The organism is Phenylobacterium sp., from assembly GCF_036563285.1.
In the GTDB taxonomy this organism is placed as follows: domain Bacteria; phylum Pseudomonadota; class Alphaproteobacteria; order Caulobacterales; family Caulobacteraceae; genus Phenylobacterium.
This window is the reverse complement of record NZ_DATCMR010000011.1, coordinates 1,066,692-1,090,926: the sequence shown is the minus strand read 5'-3', so window position 1 is coordinate 1,090,926 and position 24,235 is coordinate 1,066,692. Positions and strand designations below refer to the sequence as shown.

Here is a 24,235-nt window from a genome sequence, read left to right as displayed (position 1 = left end):
GCCTCACAGCACCAGCGGCTTGGCGTAGGCCTCGGCGCAGGCGCGGGTCAGGGTCTCCAGCTCGGAGAACAGCGCCGGGTCGGCGGCCTTGAAGTTGAAGCAGGTCTTGCCCTGCATCCGCTTCTTCAGCTCGGGGGGCACCTTCGCCAGCATGGTGTCGTTCATGTAGAGCGGCATGAGGTGGTAGCTGACGTAGGCCTTCCCCGGCCGCACGGAGCCGAACCACATGGCCTCGTCCGGCTTCCTCGGGTGGGCCCACGGCGCCAGCAGGAGCAGCCCGTCGGGCCCGTCCTTCTTCACCACCATGCCGGGGGCGTTGCGCTTCATCAGCTCGGCGAGCTCGGCGAACACAGGTGCAAAATCGGGCATGGTCGCCTCCCCTGGACGGCCGCCTGTCTGCGCGGCAGGCTGGCATCCTCGAAGAGAACCATGGCTTCCGCAATCCGCATCCTGGCGTTCTGCCTCCTGCTCGCCGCCTGCGCCCGCAGCGGCCCGACCGAGGTGCGCACCCCCATGCAGGCCATCGAGGCGGCGCAGGCCGCGCTGCGGGCCGGCGGGTTGAACGAGCAGGTGGTGGCCGCCAACCGCACCGGGACCGTCTGGACCGTCATCACCCGCTCGAAGAAGAGCGCCAAGGCCGGCCACGTGGTCACCGTGGAGGCGGCGACCGGCAAGGCGTCCTACGAGCCCTACCATTCCGTCCAGCTCGGCCCAGACCGGCCGGCGCGTTGACGGTTTCTCCACCGATGCAGGTCATGCTCGCCGAGCTAGGGAGAGAAGAATGTCCTACCTGCTCATGGCCCTCGGCGGGGCCGCGCCGATCGCGCTGAACGCCGCCATCCTGCTGGTCATCGCCCGCCGCACCGCCGCCGACTAGCGAGCGACGTCGGATGGCAGGGCCCTGCGCCCAGGCCGTCTGCATTTCGCCAACGGCCTCCGAGGCGTAAATCCACTTGAGAAAGACCAGGCGCGGCGTCGCTCGCGACGGCCGTTCCAGCCTGCCACGGTCGCTCAAGGACGCCCAAATTTTTCGAGGTGCTTTATTCGCCGCGCTCAGCTCGGAGAGGCGCCGACGTCCGTGCCGGCCTCGATCTCGTAGCTGCGGATCGTGGCGGCCTGGCTGATCTCCTCGGCCCAGGCCTGCGTCTCGTCCCAGGTGTGGATGTCGCCGCAGGTGCAGCGGAAGGACCGGCTGAACGGCCCGGCGCCGAGGTCAAGGTCGCCGGTACGGTAGCCCGTCGGCACGTCGCCGCGACCGGCTGGGCATGAAATGAGGATTCTGGCCATTCCGTCCAACGGCTGGCCGTGGCGGTTGTTCCGTAACGACAACGCTTTAGACCAGGACACACCCCGTCAGCATGCCCAGGCGGCGCAGCAGGACGCGCGCGTCCGAGCCGTCGAGGCGGGCGCTGGACAGCTCCCCGCCCAGCGCGGTGTAGAACATCCGGTCCCGGCCCAGGTCGACCGCGACGCCGATCGCCTCGCCGGCGCCCCGCACCAGCACCTCCCGGGCCGGACGGGCCGCGTCCAGGGCGCAGCGGCTGACCGTGTTGTCGCCGCGGTCGGTCCAGTAGAGGCGCCGGCTGGCCGGTTCGATGTCGAGGTCGATGGGCTCGGGCAGTCGGTCGAACACGACCTCGATGTCACCGAGCCGGTCCAGGCGGGCGCGGCGGATGGAGCCCTGGCCGGCGTCGTCGCCGCCCTTCTGGGTCCAGTAGAGGACGCCTCGCGCCTCGTCGACGGCGACACCCACGCACCAGCGGGCGGGGTCGGCGCGGTCGGCGTCGCCGGCACCGGTCCGGACCAGAGTCTCGATGCCTGAGCCATCGAGCCTGGCGCGCATCACGCGCATGCCTTCGCGGTCCGACCAGTAGAGCCGGCCGCGGGAGATCTTCAGCTGCTTGGGCGTGAAGGTCCCGCCCGGCGGGACGACCACCCGCACGTCGCCCCCATCCAGCGCGCAACTGGAAATCCAGCCGTCGTCGGCCGAGGCCCGGCCCATGTTGGTCCAGAAGACCCGGCGGCTGGCCGGATCGAACGCCACCCCGTCGTTCACGCCCGAGCGCGCCGGCGCCTCATGCAGCTTGCGAAGGTCGGAGCCGTCGAGGGCGCAGCTGAACACCGCGCTGGCGGAGAGGAACACGAGCCGGGTGGGCGCCGCGGCGCCGGCGGCGCGCGCGGCGAAGGCCAGGCTTCCCCCTGCCAGGACGGCGCGTCGCGTCAGTTCCATGGGCCCTCCGTCCTCAGCGCGAGATGCGAGCCTGACGGTCGGCGCGAGTCAAGGATGCGGGCCCCTTTAGAGGGGTTCCCGTTGCCGCCCGACGCGTGTCACACAAGGGTCGAAGTCGGCGGCGAGGCTTACGTGTCGCCCCAGTCTTCTCTCCCGTTGGGAGCCTGCGATGCCGCCCGAGCCGGATAACCGCAACCCTTACGCCCGACCGAGCGCCTGGCCGGGCCTCCCGGCCCAGCCGCTGCGTGTGGGCCCGCTGCCGAAGCCGGCCGCGCCCGCGCCCAAGCCAGCGCCCGCTCCCAAGCCGTTCCCCACGCCCCAGCCGCGCAACAGCATCTTCTCGGGATCGGCGATCCCCCTGGCCCCGCCGCCCCGGCCGCAGCCGGCGCCGGCGCCAGCTCGCCAGCCGCCTGCAGCCGCGCCGGCGCCGCGCCCCGATCCACCGCACATCGCGGCCCTGCCCGCCACCCCGCCGCCGCTGCGGGAGAGCGCCTTCGTCGCTCCGGCCCGGCCGCAACGCCGGCGCCGCGCAGGGCTGGCCGATCGGCTCCCGCTGTTCGCGAGCCTCGCCGTGGGCGCAGCCGGCCTGGTGGTGACGGTGCTGGTGCTGACGCGCGAGCCGCCCCCGGCCCCCTTGCCGGCTCCGCACACCCCCACGACGATCGCCGCGCCCGCGCCGCCGGCCCCCGCCCCTGCGGCCGCCCAGCCGGCCGGACCGCCGCCGGTGCTGCGCGGCCGCAGCGGGGCCGTACGCACAGCCAAGGCGCCTGCCCGCCGCGCCGTCCGGCCGGTGGTCCCCGGACCGGCGCCGATCCCGGCGCCCGCGGTCGCCCCCCCGCCGCTCACGCCGCCGCCCGTGGCGGCTGCGCTCAGTGCGGCCGCGCCCAGTCCGCCAGCGCCTCAGCCGCGCCCGGCCGCGCCGCCCCCTGCGGATCCCGACGCGCCGATCTCCACCCGGGCGCCGTTCACCGAATAGCCAAGGCGTTTCACCTCTCCGCGAGGCCCGCCGCGAAACGAGACGACCGGGAACAAGCGCCCCGGCTCGAAAATTCTTGCGGCGTTGCTGAACCTCCAAGGAGAAAACCCATGCGCTTCATCATCTGCGCAGTCGCAGCCGGCGCCTTGCTGAGCGCCTGCGCCCACCGGTCCGACGAAATGGCCATGGACACCAGCGCCTCGACGGGCGCGGCGGCGGACGTCTCCGCCACCACCAGCGTGTCGCCGCCCCAGCAGCAGACCCAGCCGGCGGACACCTCGGCCACCACCGACGCGACCTCGTCGGGCACGGACGCCAGCACGACCGCCCGCACGGGCGAACGCGGCTGATCGAGGCCATGCGGGGGCGCGCGTCAAAGCCGAGCTCGGGCGCGCGCCTCGCGACCATCGCAGGCGCCATGGCGCTGACCTGCGCCATGGCGCTGCCGTTGTCTGCGGCGGCCATCCCGCCGCTCCCGATCGACCCGCCGCCGCAGCCGCCCGCCTGGTCCGAGCCCGCCTTCGACCCGGCCGACGCGGTCCGTCAGGAGCTGCAGCGGCTGGCCGTCTCCGCGCCGCCAGAGGTCGCCGAGTTCTACGCCGCCCGCGACCACCGCCCGCTCTGGACGCCCGGCGAGCTGCGTCCCGAAGCGCTCGACGTCCTCATCATGCTGCGGGAGGCCGCAGACGACGGCCTCGATCCGACGGCCTACGAGATGTACCGGCTGGAGGAGGCGCTCCACTTCGCGCGCACCAACGATCCGCGGGCGCTGGCCGAGGCCGAGCTGCGCCTGGCCACCGCCGTGACGGCCTATGCCCGCGACCTTCACCGCGGCGCTGTCGAGCTCGACTTCGTGGACCCTGAGCTCGCGCCCAAGCCGCCGACACTCGCCACCCTGACCGCGGCCCCGTCGCTCGCCGAGGGACTGGCCGATCTGCGGCGCATGAACCCTCTCTACGAGAAACTCCGCACGGCCCTGGTCGAATACCGCGCCCACTGGGGCGAGGGCCGGTTCGAGGATCTGCGCGACAGCGTGGCCGAGGGCGACGCCTCGCCCGAGGCGCTAGCCGGCTTCCAGGCCGCGCACGGCCTTCCCGCCACCGGCAAGCCCGACGCCGCCACCCGCGAGGCGCTGGACCGCGGTCCGGCGCACTACGAGCAGCTGATCCTGGTCAACCTGGAGCGCGCCCGCGCCCTGCCCGCAGACCTGGGCCAGCGCTACATCCTGGTGGACGCCGCCTCCCAGCGCCTTTGGCTCTACGACCGGGGCCAGATCGTCACCACCATGAAGGTGGTCACCGGCAAGGAGACCATGCCCACGCCGCTGATGGCCGGCGTGATCCGCCAGGCGGTCTTCAGCCCCTACTGGAACGTGCCCGAGGACCTGGTGCGGACCAGCGTGGCCCCGCGGGCGCTGAAGGAGGGCCTCGGCTATCTGCAGGGCGAGCGGATGGAGGTCTTCGCCGGTTACGAGGACGACTCCCCCAGGCTGGATCCCGCCCAGGTGGACTGGCAGGCGGTGGCCGACGGACGCCTCGAGGTGCGCGTGCGTCAGCTCCCCGGGCCGAAGAACATGATGGGCAAGGTGAAGCTGGAGTTCCGCAACCCGCTGGGCATCTTCCTGCACGACACGCCGATGAAGGAGCTGTTCGGCGACGAGCGGCGCACCGCCAGCTCCGGCTGCGTGCGCCTGGAGGACGCTGTCGCCCTGGCCAAACTGCTGCTCGGCGAGACGCCGGAGACCACGGACCCGGAAAGTCGGGTCGACCTGCCCGAACCGGTCCCTGTCTACATCACCTATCTGACGGTCCAGCCGACGGCGCAGGGCCTGAGCTTCCGCCCCGACTTCTACCGCCGCGACGGCGAGGCCCTGCAGAAGATCGCCGCCCGCGGCGTCGATCCCGCGGGGCGCTAAGCCCCTGCACGCGCCAAGCGGGACCGTCCAAAGCGCCTCTGCCCAAGCTTGCTGCTGGCCCTCGAAGACCACCTGGGCCACAAGTGGCGCCATGAAGGTGGTCGATGAACGCCGTCCTGCCTGAACGGCCCGCCGCAGCGGACGCGGCCGAGCCGGCGGCTCGCGCCGGGCGCGGGGCCGACACAGCCGAGCCATGGGCTCTGCTGCTGACCCCTGGCCGGCTTTTCGTGGTGCTGGGGCTGATCGCCATCGTCGCGATCGCGGCGGTGCGCGCCGACGCCCTGTTGGCCGAGCGGCGCAATGTCCTCCAACAGCGCCAGGCTCAGGCGGCGACGCTGGCGCAGTTCGCGGCGACCTACTCCTCGCGGCTCTACGACCAGTCCGCGGCGCTGGCCGACACCGTCGCCGAACGCCTGAACGGGCCCGAACTGACCGGCGCTGAGCTTCACCGCTATCTCGATGAGCGCGCAGGAGACACCACGGCCAACGACTACATCGTAGTCCTCGACGCGAAGGGCGTCGTCCGCGCCACTTCCGAGTCCGCGGCGCCGCCCCCCACGGCGTACGGCTCGCCCGACTTCGCGCGCCGGTGGTCCGGAACCGAGCGCCGGGTCCTGCCGGTGATGCGCAGCCGGCTCAGCGGGTCGGTCATCTACTCCCTGAGCCGCGGCCTGCACGACAGCTCCGGAGCGTTCACAGGCGTGGTCGGCGTGAACGTGCGGCCGGACGGAATTCGGCCCACCGCCGCCCGCCGGCCGCAGGATCCGCTGCTCACGGTCTGGGGGCAGGACGGGACCTTCATCGCCGCGAGCTTCGTGGACTTCGACGCCCAGGGACAACCCATCCCGCCAGAAAAGCCGTCCGGCCTGGGGATTCCCGGATCGGCCAACCAGGTCGCCCCCCTCACCGCGTCGAGCCCGGTCGCCGGGTGGCCCCTGATCGCGGTCGCCAGTTTCGACACCAGGGGCGTCCTGGCCGAGTGGCGTCAGCACGTCTACGAGACCATCGCCGTGCTTCTGCTCAGCGCGCTGGGGATCGGCGCGCTGGTTTTCCTGGGGGTCAGGACGGCCGGTCGTGAGCGGCAGGTGCGGCAGGCCCTGGAGAGCGCCAACGCCGTGGCCGCCGAGGCCATCCGGCAGCGCGAGCTGCTGCTGAAGGAAGTGCACCACCGGGTGAAGAACAGCCTGGCGATGACGGCGAGCCTGATCCACCTCCAGGAACGCCGCTTCAACGACCCTGAGGTGCGCGAGGCGTTCGAGAGCACCCGCCGGCGCCTGACCTCGATCAGCCTGGTGCATGAGGCGCTCTACAGCGGATCGAGCCTGCACGAGGTGGACCTGGCGGGTTATCTCACGGCCCTCTCCGCTGAGATCGCCGAAGCCTATGGCGCGGCCGCGCGGGACATTCGCCTGAAGACCGATATGGAGACGGTCCCGCTGATGCCGCAGCAGGCGACCCCGGTGGGGCTCATCGTGACGGAGGTTCTCACCAACGCCTTCAAGCACGCCTTCGGTCCCGACGGATCGGGCGAGATCCTGCTGCGGGTCCGGCGCAACCGCCTGGATGACGTGGAGGTCGAGATCCGCGACAACGGACAGGGGTATCCTGCCGAGGGGAAGCCGGACCGGGAAGGCCTGGGGACGCGGGTCATCGCCGCGTTGACCGACCAGTTGCGGGGTCACGTCACCCGCGAAACCCAGGGAGGCGCTGTCTTCCGCCTCACGTTCCCCCGGTCGGCCGGATAGGGCCGGTTACGGCTTCAGGTTCGCCACGTAGTCGCGGATCAGCTTCAGCCCTTCCTCGTGCCGGAGGTTGCGGCCGAGCTCGGGCATCATGACACCCGGCTCGTTGGACGCCATGCGGTGCACCAGGATCGACTGTTCCGGGTGGCCGGGGGCGATGGAGACCTCCAGCCCGCCACTGCCGCGGCCTGCCGCCACCGGCCGCTTGCCGACGCCGAGCGCCGACATCCGCGTCTCCTCGGCGTTCAGGTTCAGCCCTGAGTTCGAGGCCATGCCCTTGGGGTTGTGGCAGTGGCCGCAGTTGGCGTCGAGGTAGGCGCGGGCGCGGGCCTCAAGCGGCTCGCGCGCATCGTCCCACACCGCGGTGCGCGGCGCAGCCGCGGGCTCCGGCGCGCCGGTGAGCAGGCCGAGCTTGCGCCATCGCGCGAGCTGGTTCTCGCGCCCGTCGGCGTAGGCGAAATCGCCGTTGAGGTTGCGCGCCTTGGGCCCCAGCGGCTTCAGCACCTTGGCGACCGAGTGGCACTCCTTGCACTGGTTCTGGTTCGGCACGGCGTAGTCCACCTCGCGCCGCTGTCCCTGGCCGTCGACGAAGCTCACATCGAGCCGCGTGCCCGCGCGCTTCAGCACGGCCTTGGTCTGGTCCGCGTTCCAGACGTAGGCCGAAGCCATCCAGCCGGCCTTCTTGCGCACCAGGAGCCGGGTCTCCAGGAACCGTATGTTCTCGTCGGGCCGGCGGAAGTCCGCCGGATAGGCGAAGGTCTTCACCAGCGCTGTCCCGACGGGGAAGTCGAACGCGCCTTCGGCGGCGTAGCGCACGCTCTTGCCCGGGGGCAGGAAGACGAACCGCTGCTTCTCGGCGTAGTCGCTGAACAGGGGCGTGTTCAGCGTATAGGGCACGACGCCGGCGTTGGGCTTGCGCCCGCCCGCATCCACGAACAGCCGGTAGGCGTCGAGGCTCGGCGCCGGGGTCTCCGCCAGCAGCGCATTCACCGCCACCGGCGGCGGCGCCTCCGCGGCGCCCACCAGGAAAAGCGCCGCGAGCGCGGCGAGCACTGACCTCAAGAGCCGGCCTGCCCCCTCGGCAGCACCACCGGCTTCGGCTCTGGGAAAGCGCCGGCTTCGATCGTGGCCTTCACCTCGGGCTTCGCCGTGAGCAGGTCGCCCGGCTTCTTCAGGTTGAGGTTCATCACCGGCCCGTCGGTGATGCGCACGCGCACGACTTCCGGCTGAGTGGCGCCCTTGCGGGTGTAGTTGTTCACCCCGTCCCAGATGATCGCCGGCACCTTGCCCCCCATGGCCTGTGCGAGCTCGCGGCCACCCGGGAACTGCGGGTCCCAGCCGTTGCGGCCAATCCTGTTGTTGCGCACCACGATGTCGCGCGGCAGCGGGTTGTAGTTCACGTCGGTGTAGTCGAGCGAATAGGAGATCAGCATGACCGCCGACGAGGCGTTGCCGTCGATCTCATTGTCGAAGACGTGCACGTCCTTGTTGGCCATCAGCATGACGCCGGTGCCGGTCGGCACGCGGGCGACGATGTTGCCCTTCGGCGCGAAGTTCGGCGTGTCGTTGTCGACCACCTTGTTGCGGAAGATGCGCGTGGAGTGGCCGCCCATCTGCGGCAGGCCCGGCAGGTCGAAGACCAGGATGCCCCCGGCGTTGTGCGTGGCGACGTTGTCGAACACGTCGGCGTTCATCGAGTTCTCGATCTCGATCCCGGCGACGTTGAACTCCGCGCGCGAGTTGCGGACGATGATGTTCTTGGACTGGCCGACGTAGATGCCGGCGTCGGAGGCGCCGCTCACCATCACCTTGTCGATCAGCACATTGGTGGAGCTGACCGGATAGACCCCGTAGGCGCCGTTAGTCTCCTTCGGCCCGCCGGTCCAGACCACGTGGACGTTGACGAAGCTGATCTGGTCCGAGCCCTTGGCCTTGAGCCCGTCGCCCTTGGTGTCCTCCACCTTCAGGTCGCGCACCGTGACCTTGTCGGAGGTGACCAGCAGGCCCTCGCCGGCGCCCTTCTGGCCCTTGAACGACAGCACGGTGGCGCCCGGGCCGGCGCCCTTCACCGTCACGTGGTCCACGTCCAGCGACAGGCCGTCGGTGAGCTCGTAGCGGCCGGCGGCGATGGCCACCACGTCGCCCGGCTTGGCGTCCAGCAGCGCGGTCTGCAGCTTCTCCTGCGCGTCGCCGCCCGGCGTGACGGCGATGGTCTTGGCGTGCGCGGCAGGCGCCGCCAGCACGGCCGCCGCGGCGACCAGGGCCAGTTTGCGCATGATGTTCCTCCCCGAGGTCTTGGTGACCGTCGTTCAGGTACGACCTTGCCGCCGAACCGGCTCCGCAGGCAAGCCGCCTAGGGCGCGCGCCCCTCGCGGAAGCTGCGGAAGGTGACGGAGTAGCGGTGGGCCTCCACGGGCGGGATGGAGTGCTCCCACTGCTCGCGGGCGACGCCGGAGATCAGGTAGGCCGAGCGGGGCTCCAGGGTGAGCGATGCGCGCTCGAAGCCTGAGCCGACGCGCCGGCGCAGGCGGAAGACACACGACGCGCCGACCGAGATCCCCACCACCTTCTCGAACTGCGGCCGGTCGCGGTGCCAGCCGATCGGCGCGTCCGGCAGGTACTCGTTGATCAGGAGCTGCTGCAGGGCGCCGGGCTCTACGCCGGCGAAGGCCTCGGCCCGCTCGCGCACCGGCTGCAGCCAGTCCGGGATCGGGTCGGCCTGCTCCAGACGCTGGGCGTTGAAGTCGTAGCGGTAGCCGAAGGAATGCACCCGCCGGCGGGCTTCGTAGCCGCGGAACTGGAAGGGCTCGAAGGGCAGCTTCGCGAGCTCGGCGGCGATCGCCCGCTCCTCGTCCGCGGTGAGGAAGTCGCGGCGGTAGACGAACCCTTCCGGCAGGCCGGAGGGCGGCGGCGCCTCGAAGAGGCCGGGCTGGTCGGTGGCGGCTTTGCGGGCCATGGCGGACTAACGCTTCAGCGGCGCTTCTGGCATTCTTAGGGCATGGCGATGGAAGTCATCACCGAGCGCGACGACCTGGTGATCCGCCGGCTTGTCCTGCAGCCCGGCGAGGAGCTCGGCTGGCACGTCGATCCCTTCCACCGCTTCTCCGTGGTGATCCGCGGCGACCGCCTGCGGATCGAGTACCGCGACGGCGAGGTCGAGGAGTTCGACGTGCAGCCTGGCGAGGCAGGCTGGAACGCCCCCGAGGCGCGCGTGCACCGCGCCGTCAACGTGGGCTCGACCGTGTTCGAGGAGGTGGTGACGTTCTACGTCGACCGGCCGGGCGCGGACCCTCAGCCAGGCGCCGCTCATCTCGCCTGACGCGCTGCCGCCTCGACCTCGGCCTTGATCTTCGCCTGCTCGGCCGGCCACGCGCGCGTCGGCTTCACGGCGCCGTCGCACATCGTCCGCAGATGGTCGGTTCGATAACGATAGGTCTCTTCGTCCATCGCCACCGTCCGGATCTGCTCCAGCCCGAGCAGCACGCCAGCCTCTCGCAGCTTCTCTCCGGCGCTCATGCCGAGGGCCGCCATCATCGACGAGAAAGGTCCGTACGCGCCCTGCTGACAGCGCCCGATGTCGTAGTACCGCCTCACGTTGGCGAGGGCGTAGAGCCGAGCGGATCGTTCCTTGTCATGCCTGGCCCAGGCGGTTGCTCCGGCGAGCAGGCAAATCGGCTCGGCCTGCATCCGCGCGGTCCAGAGCGTCTCGCGGTTCCTGGGGTCCTCGCCGCCTTCCAGCGAGTAGTCGCAGTCGGGCTCCCAGTAGGTTTCCGCGCCCCGCGGCTGGGCGGCCGCCGCGGTCGCTCCGGCGCACATGGAAAGTGCGGCCGCCACCATGGCTGCCAGGCGCAGCATCATCGCGCCTCAACAGAGGGGCCTGGGGGCGTGTTCCTCACCCCAGACGACCCACCGCCTCCACCACCGCCTCGGGCTTCTCGTGGATCACCATGTGGCCGGCCTCGGGGATGGAGACCAGCTCCGCGCCGGCGACGCCCTTCTTGAAGGCGTGGGCGTAGACCGGCGGGATCAGGCGGTCGCTATCGCCCCACACGATCACGGTCCTGGCCTTGATGCGGTAGAGGCGTTGCTGGAGCCCCCTCTCCGGGATGGGGAACAATATGCGGCCGGCCATGCCGAGCTGGCGGGCGTTGGTGACCAGGTACTGCTGCAGGAAGCCCGGGTCCTCGACGTTGCGGCCGGCGGTCAGCATCGCCGCGCCGGCCTCGGCGTCGTGGAAGAGCAGGGCGGGCATCTCGTAGGGCAGGGTGGCGAAGAGGTCGGCGATGGGGTGGGCGTCGTCCCACAGCCCGGCCGGGGCGATCAGCGCCAGGCGAGAGACGTCGTGGGGCGCGACGGCGGCCATCTCGGCGGCGATCATCCCGCCCATGGAGTGGCCGACGAGGATCGGGTCCTTGAGCCCCAGCGCCTGGACCACGTCCCAGCCGTGCAGGGTGAAGTCGAGCATGTCGCGGATCTCGGGCGCCTCCTCGCTGTCGCCGTAGCCGGGGACCAGCGGGGCGTAGACGCGGTGGCTCCTGGCCAGCGCCTTGAGGAACCGGTCCTCGGCGGTGACCCCGCCGGCGCCGTGCAGGTAGACGAGATCCGGCCCCTCTCCGCCTTCGAAGTAGCGGACCGGGACGTGGCGGGTGGCGACGGTCTTCAGCTCCATGCGGCCCTCCCCTATTCCGCCGGGACCGGGGCGCGGCTGGGCGCCGCCGGCAGCGAGCCCGCCTTCACCCGCGTCTCCAGCGGCTTGCACCAGAACCGCCCGTCGTCGGCGTATTCCGGGAAGATGCCGCGCAGCTTCGGCATCACCTTCTCGGCGAACAGCTTGGTCGAATACATGCACTTGTCGGCCGGCATGTCGCCCACGTGCATCAGGCAGAAGATGTTGCCGACCCGCAGGCTCCTGATCAGGTCCTCCATGCGCTGGCGCACGGTCTCCGGGGAGCCGGCGATCACATGGCCGCCCTCGGTGAGCTCCTTCCAGCTCAGCGTGCCGTAGCCGCCCTTGGGCGGGGCGTACTGCGAGAGCGCGCCGGACTGGATCGTCTTGATGGTGCGGTAGCCCGGCGCGTCGGCGAACCCCGGATAGACGTGCAGGCAGCGGTTGTAGAAGTAGTCGATGTGCGGCGCGTAGAGGCGCTCGGCCTCCTCGTCGGTCTCCGCCACGCAGATGGTCTGGGCGAAGCCGGCCCGGTAGGGGCTCGTGTCCGGCGCGCCCCGCTCCTCCACCCGCTTCCAGTAGCCGTTCATCAGCGCCTGGGCGCGCAGGTAGCCGGAGAAGCTGAGGTAGGAGTAGGAGTAGGTGTTGTCGATGCAGAAGTCGTAGGTCTCCACCGAGCCGCCGCCGGGGATGTGCACCGGCGGGTGCGGCTGCTGGATGGGCCGGGGCCAGATGTTCACGTGCCGCAGCTTGTTGTAGCGGCCGTTGAAGGCGAACGGCTCGCGGGTGGTCCAGGCCTTGATGATCAGCTCGTGCGCCTCGGCGTACTTCTCGCGCGTGAGCGAGGGGATCTGGCCGTAGCAGTAGTTGGTGTCCATGGAGGTGCCGACCGGGAAGCCCGCCACCAGCCGCCCGCCCGAGATGCAGTCCAGCATGGCGAACTCCTCCGCCACCCGCACCGGCGGGTTGTAGAGCGCGATGGAGTTGCCCAGCACCACGATGGCGGCGTCGCTCGTGCGGCGCGCGAGGCCCGCGGCGATGATGTTGGGGCTCGGCATGATGCCGTAGCCGTTCTGGTGGTGCTCGTTGACCCCGATGCCGTCGAACCCCAGCGTCCCGGCGTACTCCAGGAGGTCCATGTAGGTGTTGTAGACCTCGTGGCTCCTGGCCGGGTCGAACAGGTTCTGGTCGATATCGACCCAGACGCTGCGGTGCTTCTCCCGGAAGTCGTCCGGCAGGTGCGGCCATGGCATCAGGTTGAACCAGGTGAACTTCATCGCCGGCGTCCTCCACCCCGCCGCCCTCTGTCGGGACGGTCAGCTGAACGACGATAACCGAAGGCCGGCGGGCGCCAAGGTCATCGAGAAGATCAATCCTAGATGCAGGGACAATCAATGGAGCCAAGGCGCGTGCCAGGCGTATAGTTGCGAACAATTCGCAAGAGACACCCCGTGCGCACTGCCCAGAAGACCGCCAGCTACGCCGTCATGCACCTCCTGATCGCCTTCACCGTGGCCTACGCGCTGACGCGCGACTGGCGCGCGGCGCTCGCCATCGGCCTCGTCGAGCCGTTCTTCCAGACGTTCGCCTTCGCTCTGCACGAGCGGATCTGGGCGAAGATCAATGCCCGCCGGGACCGCCAGGCCGACCTCGCACCGGCTTAGAGCCCGAACGGCCAGGTCTCTTCCGCGCCGGGCTCGATCTCGTCCGGCGTGGTGGAGAGCGGGGTGACCGGGCTGGTCTCGTCGAACCACACCCAGGCGTCGAACTGCTCCGGCAGGCGGCATTCGACGTAGTGGCTCCAGCGCTCGGTCTCGGGGCGGTAGATCACCCCGATCATGCGCTCCAGGCGCGGCGCCATGAGACGGTCCCGGAGCTCGCCCTCGCGCAGGTCGATGAGCGCGCGGGGGCGGCCGGCGTCGTGCGCCAGGCGCTCGTAGCTGTCGGACCGCGAGGGCAGCACCGTCTTGACCTCCATCGGCTCGTCCCAGTCCGAGGCGCAGGCCACCCGGCCCGAATGGGTCCCGAAGCCGATCAGGGCGGCGTCGCGGCCGAACCGCTGCCGGCACAGCTGGCCGATGTTCAGCTCGCCGCGCGTCTCGCCCATCTCCGTGGCCCGCGCGTCGCCGATGTGGGAGTTGTGCGCCCAGACCACCGCCTTGGCGTCGCGCCCACCGTGCGCCAGCAGCGCCTCCAGGGTCTCGAACATGTGGGTGTCGCGCAGATTCCAGCTCTCCGCCCCGCCGTAGTACATGGCCCGGTAGTAGGCCTCGGCGTTCTGCACCAGGCGGGCGTTCATCGTCGCGTCGAGGAAGTCCTCGCCGTCCTTGGTCTGCGCCAGCTCGCTCTCCAGCATCTCGCGCAGCATCGCCGCCACCTCGTCCTCGCAGGGCGCATAGCCGCGGGTCAGCGCGGTGCGGCCATAGTCCGCCGGCTCGTGGCTCCACGGGGTCAGGCAGCCGTAGCGGGCGCGGGCCACCTTCGCCGCCTCCGGATCAGCCCTGTCGAGATAGCCGATCACCGAGGTGATCGAGGCCGAGAGGTTGTAGAGGTCGAGGCCGTAGAATCCGGCCCGCTTCTCCATCGGCCGCATGCGGTTGTGGTCGCGGAGCCACTCGGTGAAGGCCTGCACCTCGCGGTTCTTCCACATCCAGGTGGGGAAGCGGCTGAACGGCTTGATGTTCGTGGGCGGCTTGCCGCGGTGGCGCACGTGGCGGTCGACGACGGCGGCGTCCGGCCAGTCGGCCTCCACCGCCACGATGGTGAAGCCGTGCTGCTCGATCAGCCGGCGCGTGATCGCCGCGCGGGCCCGGTAGAACTCGCTGGTCCCGTGGCTGGCCTCGCCCAGCAGCACCACGCGGGCGTCGGCGAAACTGTCGAAGCGGGCGCCGAACAGCGGGTCGTCGAAGTCCGGCAGCGGGACCGCGGCCTCGCGGATCAGCTCCGAGATCTTACGGCTCTCGTCGAAGGTCCGGGCCTCGGCGGGATCGGCGCTGGTGCGCCGCCGGCGCTTGGCCTCGTTGCGCCAGAGGTCTTCGAAGGGATCGCTCATGGCGGGGCAACCGGGCGGCCGCAGAGCCGGTTCCGACGTGCTATGGCGGATGCCCACGGGAGAGGCGGATGACGGTGGAACTGCGCAAGGTCGAGACGGTCTACCAGGGCTATTCGACGATCATGAAGGCGACGCTCGCAGGCTCCGACGGGGCGACCTTCACCCGCGAGATCGAGCACCACGGCCGCGCCGTCTGCGTCCTGCCCTACGACCCCGAGCGGCGCATGGCGCTGCTGGTCAGCGCGCCGCGTCCGCCGGTGATCTGGGCCGGCGGCCCGCCGGAGCTGGCCGAGGCGCCGGCCGGCATGGTCGAGGACGAGGACCCGGAGGACGCCGCTCGGCGCGAGGCGCTGGAGGAGGCCGGCGTGAAGCTCGACCGCCTGGAGCACATCGGCTCGCCCTTCTCCTCCCCCGGCGTGTCGGCCGAGCGGGTCGACCTCTACCTCGCCGCCTATTCCGCGAAGGACCGCGTTGAGGCGGGCGGCGGCGTCGAGGGCGAGCAGGAGAACATCACCGTCATGGAGGTCCCGCTGGACCAGCTCTGGGCCTGGATCGAGAAACGCCGCATCGAGGACATGAAGACCCTGGCGCTGGCCTACGCCCTGCGGGTGAGAAGGCCGGAGCTGTTTGGGAGCTAGGACGGGACTGGTATCAAAAGACGCCAAGGTGGAGGGACCGATGACCGGCAAGGTGACCAATGTGCTGTGGTTCGACCACGGCGAGGCGCGCAAGGCTGCGGAATTCTACGCCAGTGTCTTCCCGGACAGCTCCGTCGGAGAGGCGATGACGGCGCCCGGCGACTATCCGGACGGCGAGGCCGGTGCGGAGCTGACCGTGGAATTCACCGTGCTGGGCACGCCCTTCATGGGCCTCAACGGCGGGCCGAACTTCAAGCCCAACGAGTCCGTCTCGTTCATGATCGAGACGCAGGACCAGGCGGAGACCGACCGCTACTGGAACGCCATCGTCGGCAACGGCGGCGCGGAAAGCGAATGCGGCTGGTGCAAGGACCGCTGGGGCTTCTCGTGGCAGATCACGCCACGGCAGCTGAACGAAGGCGTCAAGGACCCCGACCCGGCCGTCGCCAAGCGGGTGTTCGAAGCCATGATGACGATGCAGAAGATCGACGTGGCCAAGATCGAGGCGGCGCGGCGGGGCGACTGAGCCACCCGGCGCTGGCGGAGCCGGCCCGCCTTTCTTAGGGGCCCGGCTTAGGCGCAGGCGGCTGCGGCTTGGCAATCAAGGGCATGCCGCACGCGGCGTCGGGGCACGCCCCGGGCTTGTCGAACTCCTTGCCATCCTGGGAGCAGCCGCAAGGCGGACAGACGTACTTCGCCCCCGAAGGCGGCGGATCGGCAGACTGGGCGAAGGCGGCCGGCGCCGCTGCGCAGGCGCAGGCGGCTCCGAGGAAAAGGCGGCGAGCAATCATGCGGCGACGCTACGCCCTTCCGTCGGTGTCTGGAAACGACATTGTGCCGACAAAACCGGACATCGATCCGCGGAGTACGGCCGAGCCAGACGCGCCGGAACCCCGCCGCGGCACGCCGGTTGTCGGGATCAGATGCCGAGCCAGCAGAAGGAGCTTTCCCATGGCCACGAACGGTGGACGGGGCGGCGGCTTCGTTGGCTGGGCGCTCGACCGCTCGCAGCGCCGCGAGCTGCTCGAGCGCTACCCGGCCCGCTACGAGACCGCGGTGGCCGACCACGTCACCCTGAAGTTCGGCGACCGCAAGGCCGAGCTGCCGACAGAGACCTCCGGCGTGATCGTCGGCGTCGCCGACGACGGGCGCGGCGTGCAGGCCATGGTGGTGGAGATTGGCGGCACGACCGACCGGCCGGACGGCTCCACCTACCACATCACCTGGTCGCTTTCGCCCGGGCGGCAGGCGAAGGAGAGCAATAACGTCATCAAGGAGAACGGCTGGACGCCGCTCCCCGAGACCATCCCGGTGAAGCTGGAGCCCAAGGGCTATCCCTGACCCTGGCAGCACTTGCGCTTGTTGAGTGCTAAGTCATTGTATAATCAGGGAACATTCATCCGAATCATGCGTAACTTGTAGCGTGCGCGGCCTGAGCCATACGCGCCGCGCCTTGGACCAACTGTGTTTGAGGTTGCCATGCAGGCGTCGCCCGAATTCCGGAAACAGCTGGAAGGCTACTCGCTCACGACGGCGGAGATCCTCTACCGGATGCCCGACCACCCGTCCCTGCTGCAGAGTTACATCTGGCAGGACTACGACATCTTCCCGGAATTCCCGGTGCTGAAGAAGTTCCTCGAGTTCTGGGAGCGCACGCTGGATGGGCCGCTGTTCAAGGTCACCATCGGCCACTGCAAGCTGATCAAGCCGGCCGAGCTGCAGGCCATAGGCGCGGAGTTCAAGCTGAACTAGTCCGCCTCGACATTTCCACGATTGCGCGGGAGTGATGCTTCCCGATGAGGAAGCCGCTCACCGCCGCGCTCTGCGCGCTCGCGCTCGCCGCCTGCCAGGGCAAGGTCTCGCGGCCGGCCTGTCCGCAGGGGCAGGTGTGCCTGGAGTACGGCGCGGAAATCGAGCCGCTGACGCTGGATCCGCAGAAGGCCAACCTGATCGCCGAGTTCCGGATCATCGGCGACCTGATGATGGGGCTGACCACCGAGGACCCGCAGGCCAATCCGGTCCCCGGCATGGCGGAACGATGGGAGACCAGCCCCGACGGCCTGACCTGGACATTCCACCTGCGCGACGCGCGCTGGTCGGACGGCGTCCCGGTCACCGCCGGGGACTTCGTCTTCGGGATGCAGCGGCTGGTCGATCCGGACACGGCGGGAATCTACGCCTACCTCGCCAGCCCCATCGTGGGCGCCTCGGCGATCACCGAGGGCAAGGCGCCGCTGTCCACGCTGGGCGTCCGCGCGCTGGACGCAAAGACCCTGCAGATCCGCCTCGAGCACCCCGTGCCCTACCTCCCACAGCTGCTCATGCTGCTGGCCTTCTACCCGGCGCCCAAGCACGTGGTGGAGAAATACGGCGACGCCTGGGTGCAGCCGGGGAAGTACGTCTCCAACGGGCCCTACAAGCTGGTCTCCTGGCAGCTCGGCAACAAGATCCAGGCGGTGAAGAACCCGCACTTCTTCGAGGCGCCGAAGGTCTGCGTCGACCGCATCAACTACTACCCGACGCCGGACGTGATCTCCGCCGAGCGGCGGGTGCAGCGGGGCGAACTCGACATCAACACCCAGTTCCAGTCCAACCGCCTGCAGCGGCTGAACGAGGTGATGCCGGGATATGCGCGGACCCACGTCTCGCTGGCCACGGCCTATCTGTCGTTCAACACCCGCGACGTGGCGGCCTTCCGCGACGTGCGGGTGCGCCGCGCGCTGTCCATGGCGATCGACCGCGACTTCATCACCGCCAAGCTGATGCGCGCGGGCCAGGTGCCGGCCTACAGCTTCGTGACGCCGGGGACCGCCGGCTACGTCGATCCGCCGCCGCAGGTGTCCTGGGCGGGGCTTTCGTACGAACAGCGGCAGGCGCAGGCGAAGGCGCTGCTGGCCCAGGCCGGGTACACCGACGACCGGCCGCTCAAGGTGGAGATAAAGTCGGCCAACGTCACCGAGACGCTGCTGCTGATGGAGGCGGTGCAGGCCGACTGGCGCTCGATCGGCGTGGACGTGAGCCTGGTGCAGTCGGAGGGCCAGGTCGCCTTCGCCGACTACCGCGAGCGCAACTTCGAAGTGGGCTCGATGAGCTGGTACGCGGACTTCAACGACCCGCTGACCTTCCTGGGCCTCTTCCAGTCGCAGACCGGCGCGCAGAACTACGGCGACTACAACAACCCGCGCTACGACGCCCTGCTGGCGCAGGCGGACCTGGAGCCGGACATGGACAGGCGCGCCCGCATCCTCGCCGAGGCCGAGCAGCTCATGCTCAGCGAGGACGCGACCGCGCCGATCTACTTCGTGGTCAACAAGGCGCTGGTGAACCCGCGCGTCACCGGCTGGGTCGGCAACGCGCTCAACTTCCACCGCGCCCGGTGGCTGTGCGTGCGGCGCTGACGCGCCGCCCTCACCCTACCCTCTCCCTCTCGCTTCGCGGGGGAGAGGAAGGCTAGCGGCGCACCGTCTTGTAGTAGCAGTTCTTCTGGGCGTTCTTCTTCGCCACCTGGTGTCCGACGACGGCGCCGACGCCGGCGCCCAGGACCGTGCCTTCGGTCTTCACGCCTCGGGACGCGACGGCGTTGCCGAGCAGGCCACCCGCCACGGCGCCCACGACTGTGCCGGTGTTGGCCGACTTCTTCTGGTTCGGGCAGACCAGCACCCGCTTGGTGGTCTGGGCCTCCGCCAGCGTGGGGGCGGCAGCGACGGCGCCGGCCGAAAGCGCGAGCGCGGCGGCCGCGATGAGCTTGTTGCGCATGGAACTCTCCTCTTCGTGTCGGGCCCTAAACCCTCAGGGTCATGGCCAAGTTGCCGGGAGATGGCCCTGCGTCTGTGGCGCAAGCGTGGCCGCAAGGCGGCGGGAACCGCGCGGGCCGGCCCCGGTTTGGGAGCCGGGAACCGCTTCGAAAGGATGTCAGATGAAGAGCCTCCTCCTGGCCGCGGCCGCACTGGGCCTCGCCGGCCTCGCCGCTTGCGACAAGTCGGCCCAGTCCGCGGACGGCGCCGTCTCGGAAGGGGCGGTGGGCACCGCCGCCAACACCCCCACGGGCCAGGTCGTGCCCACCACCGGCACCAATGCGGCGAGCGGCGCGCTCGACGCGCCCGAAGTCACCGCCGCGGCTCCGGCGGACGGCGCGGCGAGCGCCGGCAACGAAGGCGGCGGGGCAGCGGCCCCGGCCGACAAGCACTAGGAGCTCAGCCCGCCGGGAAGCGCAGCTCGCGGCGGGCGCCGCTCCAGATCCGGTTCGGGTCCAGCGGGGCGGCCAGCAACAGCCGGCCCCCAAGGTTGGCGCGGCGGATGCCCTCGGCCTCGTAGAGCGCCTCGAAGGCCGGCGCGTCCTTCGCCTGGCGCAGCAGGGCCTTCAGCGTGTCGGCGCCGGTCACCGCCTCGGCGGCCTGCATCAACCCCATGTCGCGCGCGCCCGCGATCACCACGATGCGGTTGCCCTGCGGCCCCGGGAAGCTGGAGACGTAGCCGTAGTCGCGCTTGGTGTCCGCTCCGCCGCCGGGGCCGCCTTCCTGGCTGGCGTAGGTCGTCCCGGAGCGGGTGTCGACGAGCTCGTCCCAGGTGTCGCCGACCGCAAGGCGCGAGGCGCCGAAGACGGGATCGCGAAGCGCGCCCAGGCCGCTGAAGTAGCCCACGTAGACGATGTCGTTGCGCCGGATCATGTCGGAGGTCAGGTCCGAGGCCATCACCACGCGGACGTCCTCGCCGGCGACCACGGGCGAAACGTCCTTCAGCGCAAAGGCGGCGCCCACCGGGAGGTAGTAGAGGTCGAGGTCGCGGAAGCGGCCGACGTCCTCCGGGTTCTCGGTGATCCAGGCGTCGAGGTCCTCGTGGCTGTTGATGCCGTATTCGCGGACCAGCCGGCTGACGCCGGTGCGGGGGTCGGTCTCCCCGAAGATGTAGTAGTCGCCCACCACCAGGATCAGCGGACGCTTCGAGCGGGCGAGCTCCGCCCAGGGCGCCGAGCGCCGCACCTCGCCCAGCTCGCCGCCCCGGCCGGCCAGGAACGCCCAGACGCCCGCGTGCAGCGCCACGACGACGGCCACGGCGGCCACGACCCAGGGCCAGCGGCGGGGCGGCTTCGGGGGGAGCGGCGCGGGACCCTGGAGCTCGGCGACGATGCGGTATTCGCCCTTGGGGATCGACAGCCGCAGCGGCTGGTCGCGGCCCGGCCCGGCGTAGAAGTCTTCCAGCTTGCGGCGCAGGCGGTGCATGGCCACCCGCACGCTGGCGTCCTGCGCCCCGTCGAAGCCGGAGTCGCGGGAGAAGACCGCCAGCGCGATCTCCACTTCCTTGGGGCGGACCTCGCTGCCGGAGGCGTCCACGAGGTAGTCGAACAGGCGGTTGAGGCCCGCCGAGCGGCCGAGCGCCCCGCTGGCGCGCACCACCGCCGCCTGCTCCTCGATCGCCTCGTCCGCGGCCACGCCGAACCCGCCTGTAACGTCCGGTAACCCCCCGGCGACCGTTCATAACCGGGCGGGCGCAGGCTTGGCAAAGTATCCATTGATGTGGCGCGCACGCCGAACACGGCGGCCCGCCCTTGGGGGATACGAGATGAAGCTGAAGCTGGCGCTGGCGGCGTCCGCCGCCGTCCTGGCGCTCGCCGGGGGCGCTCAGGCGGCCGAGGCCGAGACGGTGGAGGTCGAAACCGTGGTGGTCACCGCCGCGCGCCTGGAGGAGACCCTGCCCGAGGAGCTCGCCCGCTACGGCTCCGAGCTGGAGACGATCTCGACGCAGGTGGTCCGCGACAACGCCTATGTGGACCTGTCCCAGGCCCTGCAGATGCAGGCGCCCGGCCTCTTCGTCTCGCCGCGCAACGGCCCGTTCAGCTACGTGGACCTGTCGCTGCAGGGCTCGCGCACCGGCGACGTGCTGTGGCTGGTGGACGGGGTGCGGATCAACAACCGGCTCTACACCTCGACCAGTCCGGCCGACACCCTGCCCGCCAGCATGATCGAGCGGGTGGAGGTGCTGAAGGGCGGCCAGGGCCTGTTCTACGGCACCCAGGCGGCGGCGGGCGTGATCAACGTGGTGACCCGCGCGTACTCGCCGGACTTCGCCGGGCTGCTGACGGTGGGCGGCCACACCAACGGCGGGGTGCACGCCGACGCCTATGTGCGCGACACGGTGGGCGCCCACCGGTTCGTGCTGTGGGCCTCGAAGGACGAGGCGGAGGGCTACGAGTCCTTCGACGTGTTCCAGCCCAGCGCAACGGCAAGGAAGCGCGGCTACGACGTGGTCAGCCTGGGCGGCAAGTACGGCGTCGACCTGACGCCCGACCTGTCGCTGAACCTCTATGTCCAGCACACCGACGCCCACCTGGACTATCCGAACCCGCGACTGACGCGGCTGTCGTTCAACGACCGCGACGAAGAGATCGCCTCGGCCAGCCTCGACTGGCGGATGAGCGAGGCCGTCCAGCTCTCGGCGAAGGGCTACTGGCACGACTGGGACAGCGTCTATTCGACGGTGAACAACGTGCCGGGCAATCCGTCCGCCCCGCCGGTGATCGTCGACGACCTCACCTACTGGGGCTACGAGGACTACGGCGTCTCGCTGCTCGCCAAGCTCAACCTGCACCGCGGGTTCGAGTACCAGCTCGCCTACGATTTCCAGAACTTCAACGGCCGCGACGAGGTCCTGCTGATCGCCGACCAGACCGAGCAGGTGCACGCCTTCGTGGCCCAGGTGCGCACCACCGACGACTTCTCCACACGCGCCCGCTTCGCGGCCGGCGTGCGCCACAACCGCAGCGGGGAGACCGACGCCACCGTCTGGAACCTCTCCGGGCACTATGACGTGACGGACGGCTTGTTCGTGCGCGGGCTAGTGGGGACGTCGTTCATCCTGCCCTCGGCCGAGCAGCTGTTCGGCATCGACCCCTGCTGCGCCATCGGCAACCCGGACCTGCGGCCCGAGGAGAGCTTCAACGCCAACCTCACCTTCGGCGGTGAGGGTGCGCGGTGGCGCTGGGAGCTGACCGGCTTCTACCGCAGGATCACCGACCTGATCGTCGACGATTACGACCAGCCCGGCCTGCCCGACGGCATCTACCTGAACACCGAGGACGAGGTGAAGGTGGAGGGGATCGAGGCCCAGGCCGTGCTGACGCTCGCCGAGGGCCTCACCGCCCAAGCCTCCTACCAGTGGGCGCGGGCCCGGGGGTACGGCTCCGACCTGCAGTTCGACCGCATCCCCGAGCAGCTGGCCAAGGCCAGCCTGGTCTGGGACCCGCAGGACCGGCCGTTCGGCGCCTCGGCGACCGCCGCCTGGACGGGGAGCGTCTTCCAGACCGTCTCGGGCTTCGGGCGCAGGGACTACGGCGGCTACGTGGTGGTCGACCTCGCCGCCCACGCCTTCCTCGACGGGCAGCGCCACCGCCACCGGCTGACCGCGCGGCTGGAGAACGCCTTCGACGAGGCCTACGCCACGCGGATCAACTCCGCCTTGACCGATGCGGGCGCGGGCCGCTTCCTGTTCCGCTTCCGCGGGGTCCCCCGCACCGCGCACGTGACCTACAGCTATTCCTTCTGACGCCGCCCTGACACGCCCACGCAAGGCCCTGGCCCCACGCTGGCTGGTGCTGACGCACCGCTATGTCGGCCTCGTGATGGCGCCGCTGATGCTGGCCTGGTGCCTGTCGGGCTTCGTCATGCTGTTCGTGCAATGGCCGGAAGTCAGCGAGGCCGAGCGGGCCGCGGGCCTGGCCCCGATCGACTGGAGCCGCTGCTGCGACTTCGGCCGCGAGCTGCCCGACGCCCTGCCGGTGGAGTCCGCCGCCATCGAGGGCGTCGCCGGCCGCCCGGTGCTGCGCCTGACGCTGCCCGACGGTTCGCAGGGCGCGCTGGACCTCGGCGACGGCGAGGGCATCCGCATCTTCGGCCCCGACGTCGCCGCCCTGGTGGCGTCCACCCACACCGGCGGCGAGAAGGTGGTGAACATGGTCGCCGTCGAGCGCGACCAGTGGACCGTCACCGGCTACTACAACGACCAGCGGCCGTTCTGGCGGGTGCGCATGGGCGACGGCCGCCACGTCTACGTCAGCCTGGCGAGCGGCGAGGTCGCCCAGGCCACGACCTCCGGCGAGCGGCTGTGGAACTGGTTCGGCGCCATCCCCCACTGGCTCTATCCGGCGATCCTGCGCCAGGACGTGAAGCTGTGGACCCAGGTGGTGATCTGGACGTCGCTGGTCGGGACCTTCCTGACACTGGCGGGCCTGTGGCTGGGGATCGTCGCCTGGCGGCCGTGGGGGGACCGGCGGCTGTCGCCCTACAAGGGTCTGATGACCTGGCACCACCTCACGGGCCTGGCCGCCGGGATCCTGACGCTCACCTGGGTGGTGAGCGGCCTGCTCTCGATGAACCCCTGGGGCCTGCTGGAGAGCGGCGGCGATCCCGCCGGCCAGCGGCTGAGGGGCGCCGCGCCGACCTGGGGCCAGGTCCGCCCCGCCCTGACCGCGGCGGCGGCGGGCAAGCCCAAGGTGAAGCAGCTGCGCCTCGTCCCCTTCCAGGGGCGCGTCTACGTGATGGCCGACCGCGCCCGGCTGGACGCCGCTGGCCGGCCGGCGCCGCTCAGCGCCGCGGAGCTCGCCCGCGCCGGCGCATCGCTGGGGCCCATCGAGAGCCAGGGCCTGATCGCCCAGGGCGACGCCTACCACTTCAGCCACCATGAGCGCGCCGTCCTGCCGGCCTGGCGCGTGGTGCGCGCCGACGGGGTGCGCCACTACCTGGACCCCGCGAGCGGCGAGGTGCTGGAGACCGTGGACGCGCCCGGCCGCACCTACCGCTGGCTGCACCTGGGCCTGCACCGGTTCGACTTCCTGCCCGGCGCGGGCGGAGCAGGCTGGGCGCTCGCCGTCGCCCTGCTGCTGGCGGCGGCCACCGCCACGGTGTTCACCGGCGCGTGGCTGGCCTGGCGGCGGCTGAAGCACGACCTCGCCGCCCCCTTCCGCAAGCGCCGCCGGGAACGGCCTGCGCCTTAGCACGGTTCAAGGCTCTCCGAGGGACATCAA

At 70.7% G+C, this 24,235-nt stretch carries 27 protein-coding genes; 15 read left to right on the top strand and 12 right to left on the bottom strand.

What is annotated here, in order from left to right:
* Positions 1–3: 3 nt before the first annotated feature.
* Positions 4–369, bottom strand: coding sequence for a hypothetical protein (locus tag VIL76_RS16180; protein ID WP_332046065.1), 366 nt, complete (start codon positions 367–369; stop codon positions 4–6).
* Between the two features lie 60 nt (positions 370–429).
* Here VIL76_RS16180 and VIL76_RS16175 point away from each other — a divergent pair, with 60 nt between their 5' ends.
* Positions 430–732 carry a hypothetical protein gene (locus VIL76_RS16175; RefSeq protein WP_332046064.1) on the top strand — a complete coding sequence of 101 codons (303 nt, stop codon included), beginning with the start codon at positions 430–432 and terminating at the stop codon, positions 730–732.
* A 321-nt stretch (positions 733–1,053) separates the two neighbouring features.
* Here VIL76_RS16175 and VIL76_RS16170 read toward each other — a convergent pair whose 3' ends face one another.
* Both VIL76_RS16170 and VIL76_RS16165 read right to left on the bottom strand, forming a co-directional pair.
* Complete coding sequence (locus tag VIL76_RS16170; protein ID WP_332046063.1) at positions 1,054–1,287, bottom strand: hypothetical protein; 234 nt, start codon at positions 1,285–1,287, stop codon at positions 1,054–1,056.
* Between the two features lie 46 nt (positions 1,288–1,333).
* On the bottom strand, positions 1,334–2,230 hold the full coding sequence (locus VIL76_RS16165) for a hypothetical protein (RefSeq protein WP_332046062.1): 897 nt from the start codon (positions 2,228–2,230) through the stop codon (positions 1,334–1,336).
* Between the two features lie 169 nt (positions 2,231–2,399).
* On the opposite strand from VIL76_RS16165, the gene VIL76_RS16160 reads away from it, so the two are divergent.
* The 4 genes from VIL76_RS16160 (at position 2,400) to VIL76_RS16145 (ending at position 6,866) form a co-directional block, all read left to right on the top strand.
* Complete coding sequence (locus tag VIL76_RS16160; protein WP_332046061.1) at positions 2,400–3,206, top strand: hypothetical protein; 807 nt, start codon at positions 2,400–2,402, stop codon at positions 3,204–3,206.
* 110 nt (positions 3,207–3,316) lie between these two features.
* Positions 3,317–3,556 carry a hypothetical protein gene (locus VIL76_RS16155; RefSeq protein ID WP_332046060.1) on the top strand — a complete coding sequence of 80 codons (240 nt, stop codon included), beginning with the start codon at positions 3,317–3,319 and terminating at the stop codon, positions 3,554–3,556.
* Between the two features lie 68 nt (positions 3,557–3,624).
* Positions 3,625–5,121 (top strand): L,D-transpeptidase family protein, encoded by a 1,497-nt coding sequence (locus VIL76_RS16150; protein WP_332046059.1) that lies wholly within the window; start codon positions 3,625–3,627, stop codon positions 5,119–5,121.
* A 104-nt stretch (positions 5,122–5,225) separates the two neighbouring features.
* Entirely contained in the window at positions 5,226–6,866 is a 1,641-nt protein-coding gene (locus VIL76_RS16145) for a sensor histidine kinase (RefSeq protein WP_332046058.1), read from the top strand.
* Positions 6,867–6,872: 6 nt separating this feature from the next.
* On the opposite strand, the gene VIL76_RS16140 is transcribed toward VIL76_RS16145, so the two are convergent.
* The 3 genes from VIL76_RS16140 to VIL76_RS16130 all read right to left on the bottom strand — a co-directional run bounded on the left by VIL76_RS16140 (position 6,873) and on the right by VIL76_RS16130 (position 9,819).
* Positions 6,873–7,916, bottom strand: coding sequence for an SO2930 family diheme c-type cytochrome (locus VIL76_RS16140; RefSeq protein WP_332046515.1), 1,044 nt, complete (start codon positions 7,914–7,916; stop codon positions 6,873–6,875).
* A gap of 5 nt (positions 7,917–7,921) precedes the next feature.
* Positions 7,922–9,139 (bottom strand): parallel beta-helix domain-containing protein, encoded by a 1,218-nt coding sequence (locus tag VIL76_RS16135; RefSeq protein ID WP_332046057.1) that lies wholly within the window; start codon positions 9,137–9,139, stop codon positions 7,922–7,924.
* A 77-nt stretch (positions 9,140–9,216) separates the two neighbouring features.
* The gene (locus tag VIL76_RS16130; RefSeq protein ID WP_332046056.1) at positions 9,217–9,819 is read right to left on the bottom strand and encodes an alpha-ketoglutarate-dependent dioxygenase AlkB; all 603 of its coding nucleotides are present in this window, start codon (positions 9,817–9,819) and stop codon (positions 9,217–9,219) included.
* Positions 9,820–9,867: 48 nt separating this feature from the next.
* On the opposite strand from VIL76_RS16130, the gene VIL76_RS16125 reads away from it, so the two are divergent.
* On the top strand, positions 9,868–10,182 hold the full coding sequence (locus VIL76_RS16125; RefSeq protein ID WP_332046055.1) for a hypothetical protein: 315 nt from the start codon (positions 9,868–9,870) through the stop codon (positions 10,180–10,182).
* Here VIL76_RS16125 and VIL76_RS16120 read toward each other — a convergent pair.
* The 3 genes from VIL76_RS16120 to VIL76_RS16110 are packed head-to-tail and all read right to left on the bottom strand — an operon-like array spanning position 10,170 to position 12,806.
* Positions 10,170–10,721: a hypothetical protein gene (locus tag VIL76_RS16120; RefSeq protein ID WP_332046054.1), complete on the bottom strand. Its 552-nt coding sequence runs from the start codon at positions 10,719–10,721 to the stop codon at positions 10,170–10,172. The genes VIL76_RS16125 and VIL76_RS16120 overlap by 13 nt on opposite strands.
* A 34-nt stretch (positions 10,722–10,755) precedes the next feature.
* Positions 10,756–11,532 carry an alpha/beta fold hydrolase gene (locus VIL76_RS16115; RefSeq protein ID WP_332046053.1) on the bottom strand — a complete coding sequence of 259 codons (777 nt, stop codon included), beginning with the start codon at positions 11,530–11,532 and terminating at the stop codon, positions 10,756–10,758.
* A gap of 11 nt (positions 11,533–11,543) precedes the next feature.
* On the bottom strand, positions 11,544–12,806 hold the full coding sequence (locus VIL76_RS16110; protein ID WP_332046052.1) for an LLM class flavin-dependent oxidoreductase: 1,263 nt from the start codon (positions 12,804–12,806) through the stop codon (positions 11,544–11,546).
* 174 nt (positions 12,807–12,980) lie between these two features.
* Here VIL76_RS16110 and VIL76_RS16105 point away from each other — a divergent pair, with 174 nt between their 5' ends.
* The gene (locus VIL76_RS16105) at positions 12,981–13,193 is read left to right on the top strand and encodes a DUF2061 domain-containing protein (protein WP_332046051.1); all 213 of its coding nucleotides are present in this window, start codon (positions 12,981–12,983) and stop codon (positions 13,191–13,193) included.
* Here VIL76_RS16105 and VIL76_RS16100 read toward each other — a convergent pair.
* Entirely contained in the window at positions 13,190–14,581 is a 1,392-nt protein-coding gene (locus tag VIL76_RS16100) for an erythromycin esterase family protein (protein ID WP_332046050.1), read from the bottom strand. The genes VIL76_RS16105 and VIL76_RS16100 overlap by 4 nt on opposite strands.
* Positions 14,582–14,649: 68 nt before the next feature.
* Here VIL76_RS16100 and VIL76_RS16095 point away from each other — a divergent pair, with 68 nt between their 5' ends.
* The 5 genes from VIL76_RS16095 to VIL76_RS16075 all read left to right on the top strand — a co-directional run bounded on the left by VIL76_RS16095 (position 14,650) and on the right by VIL76_RS16075 (position 18,617).
* Positions 14,650–15,219, top strand: coding sequence for an NUDIX hydrolase (locus tag VIL76_RS16095; RefSeq protein WP_332046049.1), 570 nt, complete (start codon positions 14,650–14,652; stop codon positions 15,217–15,219).
* A 40-nt stretch (positions 15,220–15,259) separates the two neighbouring features.
* The gene (locus VIL76_RS16090; RefSeq protein ID WP_332046048.1) at positions 15,260–15,745 is read left to right on the top strand and encodes a VOC family protein; all 486 of its coding nucleotides are present in this window, start codon (positions 15,260–15,262) and stop codon (positions 15,743–15,745) included.
* 425 nt (positions 15,746–16,170) lie between these two features.
* Positions 16,171–16,560, top strand: a complete 390-nt coding sequence (locus VIL76_RS16085) for a hypothetical protein (RefSeq protein ID WP_332046047.1) — start codon at positions 16,171–16,173, stop codon at positions 16,558–16,560.
* A gap of 138 nt (positions 16,561–16,698) precedes the next feature.
* Entirely contained in the window at positions 16,699–16,971 is a 273-nt protein-coding gene (locus VIL76_RS16080; RefSeq protein ID WP_332046046.1) for an usg protein, read from the top strand.
* A 44-nt stretch (positions 16,972–17,015) separates the two neighbouring features.
* Positions 17,016–18,617, top strand: a complete 1,602-nt coding sequence (locus tag VIL76_RS16075) for a peptide ABC transporter substrate-binding protein (protein ID WP_332046045.1) — start codon at positions 17,016–17,018, stop codon at positions 18,615–18,617.
* A 52-nt stretch (positions 18,618–18,669) separates the two neighbouring features.
* Here the strand turns inward: VIL76_RS16075 and VIL76_RS16070 are convergent, their stop codons facing one another.
* Complete coding sequence (locus VIL76_RS16070) at positions 18,670–18,975, bottom strand: glycine zipper 2TM domain-containing protein (RefSeq protein WP_332046044.1); 306 nt, start codon at positions 18,973–18,975, stop codon at positions 18,670–18,672.
* A gap of 160 nt (positions 18,976–19,135) precedes the next feature.
* Here VIL76_RS16070 and VIL76_RS16065 point away from each other — a divergent pair, with 160 nt between their 5' ends.
* Positions 19,136–19,408 carry a hypothetical protein gene (locus tag VIL76_RS16065; RefSeq protein ID WP_332046043.1) on the top strand — a complete coding sequence of 91 codons (273 nt, stop codon included), beginning with the start codon at positions 19,136–19,138 and terminating at the stop codon, positions 19,406–19,408.
* Between the two features lie 4 nt (positions 19,409–19,412).
* Here the strand turns inward: VIL76_RS16065 and VIL76_RS16060 are convergent, their stop codons facing one another.
* Entirely contained in the window at positions 19,413–20,648 is a 1,236-nt protein-coding gene (locus tag VIL76_RS16060) for a helix-turn-helix domain-containing protein (protein ID WP_332046042.1), read from the bottom strand.
* A 130-nt stretch (positions 20,649–20,778) separates the two neighbouring features.
* Between VIL76_RS16060 and VIL76_RS16055 the strand changes: the two genes are divergently transcribed.
* Together VIL76_RS16055 and VIL76_RS16050 are read left to right on the top strand one after the other, a co-directional pair.
* Entirely contained in the window at positions 20,779–22,758 is a 1,980-nt protein-coding gene (locus VIL76_RS16055) for a TonB-dependent receptor (protein ID WP_332046041.1), read from the top strand.
* 46 nt (positions 22,759–22,804) lie between these two features.
* Positions 22,805–24,205 (top strand): hypothetical protein, encoded by a 1,401-nt coding sequence (locus VIL76_RS16050; RefSeq protein ID WP_332046040.1) that lies wholly within the window; start codon positions 22,805–22,807, stop codon positions 24,203–24,205.
* Positions 24,206–24,235: the final 30 nt, after the last annotated feature.

Coding starts and splice junctions, on each gene's coding strand:
- VIL76_RS16100 (WP_332046050.1), bottom strand. CDS start 14,581: ATGAGCGATCCCTTCGAAGACCTCTGGCGCAACGAGGCCAAGCGCCGG.
- VIL76_RS16075 (WP_332046045.1), top strand. CDS start 17,016: ATGAGGAAGCCGCTCACCGCCGCGCTCTGCGCGCTCGCGCTCGCCGCC.
- VIL76_RS16180 (WP_332046065.1), bottom strand. CDS start 369: ATGCCCGATTTTGCACCTGTGTTCGCCGAGCTCGCCGAGCTGATGAAG.
- VIL76_RS16085 (WP_332046047.1), top strand. CDS start 16,171: ATGGCCACGAACGGTGGACGGGGCGGCGGCTTCGTTGGCTGGGCGCTC.
- VIL76_RS16165 (WP_332046062.1), bottom strand. CDS start 2,230: ATGGAACTGACGCGACGCGCCGTCCTGGCAGGGGGAAGCCTGGCCTTC.
- VIL76_RS16170 (WP_332046063.1), bottom strand. CDS start 1,287: ATGGCCAGAATCCTCATTTCATGCCCAGCCGGTCGCGGCGACGTGCCG.
- VIL76_RS16070 (WP_332046044.1), bottom strand. CDS start 18,975: ATGCGCAACAAGCTCATCGCGGCCGCCGCGCTCGCGCTTTCGGCCGGC.
- VIL76_RS16125 (WP_332046055.1), top strand. CDS start 9,868: ATGGAAGTCATCACCGAGCGCGACGACCTGGTGATCCGCCGGCTTGTC.
- VIL76_RS16145 (WP_332046058.1), top strand. CDS start 5,226: ATGAACGCCGTCCTGCCTGAACGGCCCGCCGCAGCGGACGCGGCCGAG.
- VIL76_RS16065 (WP_332046043.1), top strand. CDS start 19,136: ATGAAGAGCCTCCTCCTGGCCGCGGCCGCACTGGGCCTCGCCGGCCTC.
- VIL76_RS16155 (WP_332046060.1), top strand. CDS start 3,317: ATGCGCTTCATCATCTGCGCAGTCGCAGCCGGCGCCTTGCTGAGCGCC.
- VIL76_RS16055 (WP_332046041.1), top strand. CDS start 20,779: ATGAAGCTGAAGCTGGCGCTGGCGGCGTCCGCCGCCGTCCTGGCGCTC.
- VIL76_RS16160 (WP_332046061.1), top strand. CDS start 2,400: ATGCCGCCCGAGCCGGATAACCGCAACCCTTACGCCCGACCGAGCGCC.
- VIL76_RS16110 (WP_332046052.1), bottom strand. CDS start 12,806: ATGAAGTTCACCTGGTTCAACCTGATGCCATGGCCGCACCTGCCGGAC.
- VIL76_RS16150 (WP_332046059.1), top strand. CDS start 3,625: ATGGCGCTGACCTGCGCCATGGCGCTGCCGTTGTCTGCGGCGGCCATC.
- VIL76_RS16120 (WP_332046054.1), bottom strand. CDS start 10,721: ATGATGCTGCGCCTGGCAGCCATGGTGGCGGCCGCACTTTCCATGTGC.
- VIL76_RS16080 (WP_332046046.1), top strand. CDS start 16,699: ATGCAGGCGTCGCCCGAATTCCGGAAACAGCTGGAAGGCTACTCGCTC.
- VIL76_RS16130 (WP_332046056.1), bottom strand. CDS start 9,819: ATGGCCCGCAAAGCCGCCACCGACCAGCCCGGCCTCTTCGAGGCGCCG.
- VIL76_RS16175 (WP_332046064.1), top strand. CDS start 430: ATGGCTTCCGCAATCCGCATCCTGGCGTTCTGCCTCCTGCTCGCCGCC.
- VIL76_RS16135 (WP_332046057.1), bottom strand. CDS start 9,139: ATGCGCAAACTGGCCCTGGTCGCCGCGGCGGCCGTGCTGGCGGCGCCT.
- VIL76_RS16115 (WP_332046053.1), bottom strand. CDS start 11,532: ATGGAGCTGAAGACCGTCGCCACCCGCCACGTCCCGGTCCGCTACTTC.
- VIL76_RS16095 (WP_332046049.1), top strand. CDS start 14,650: ATGACGGTGGAACTGCGCAAGGTCGAGACGGTCTACCAGGGCTATTCG.
- VIL76_RS16090 (WP_332046048.1), top strand. CDS start 15,260: ATGACCGGCAAGGTGACCAATGTGCTGTGGTTCGACCACGGCGAGGCG.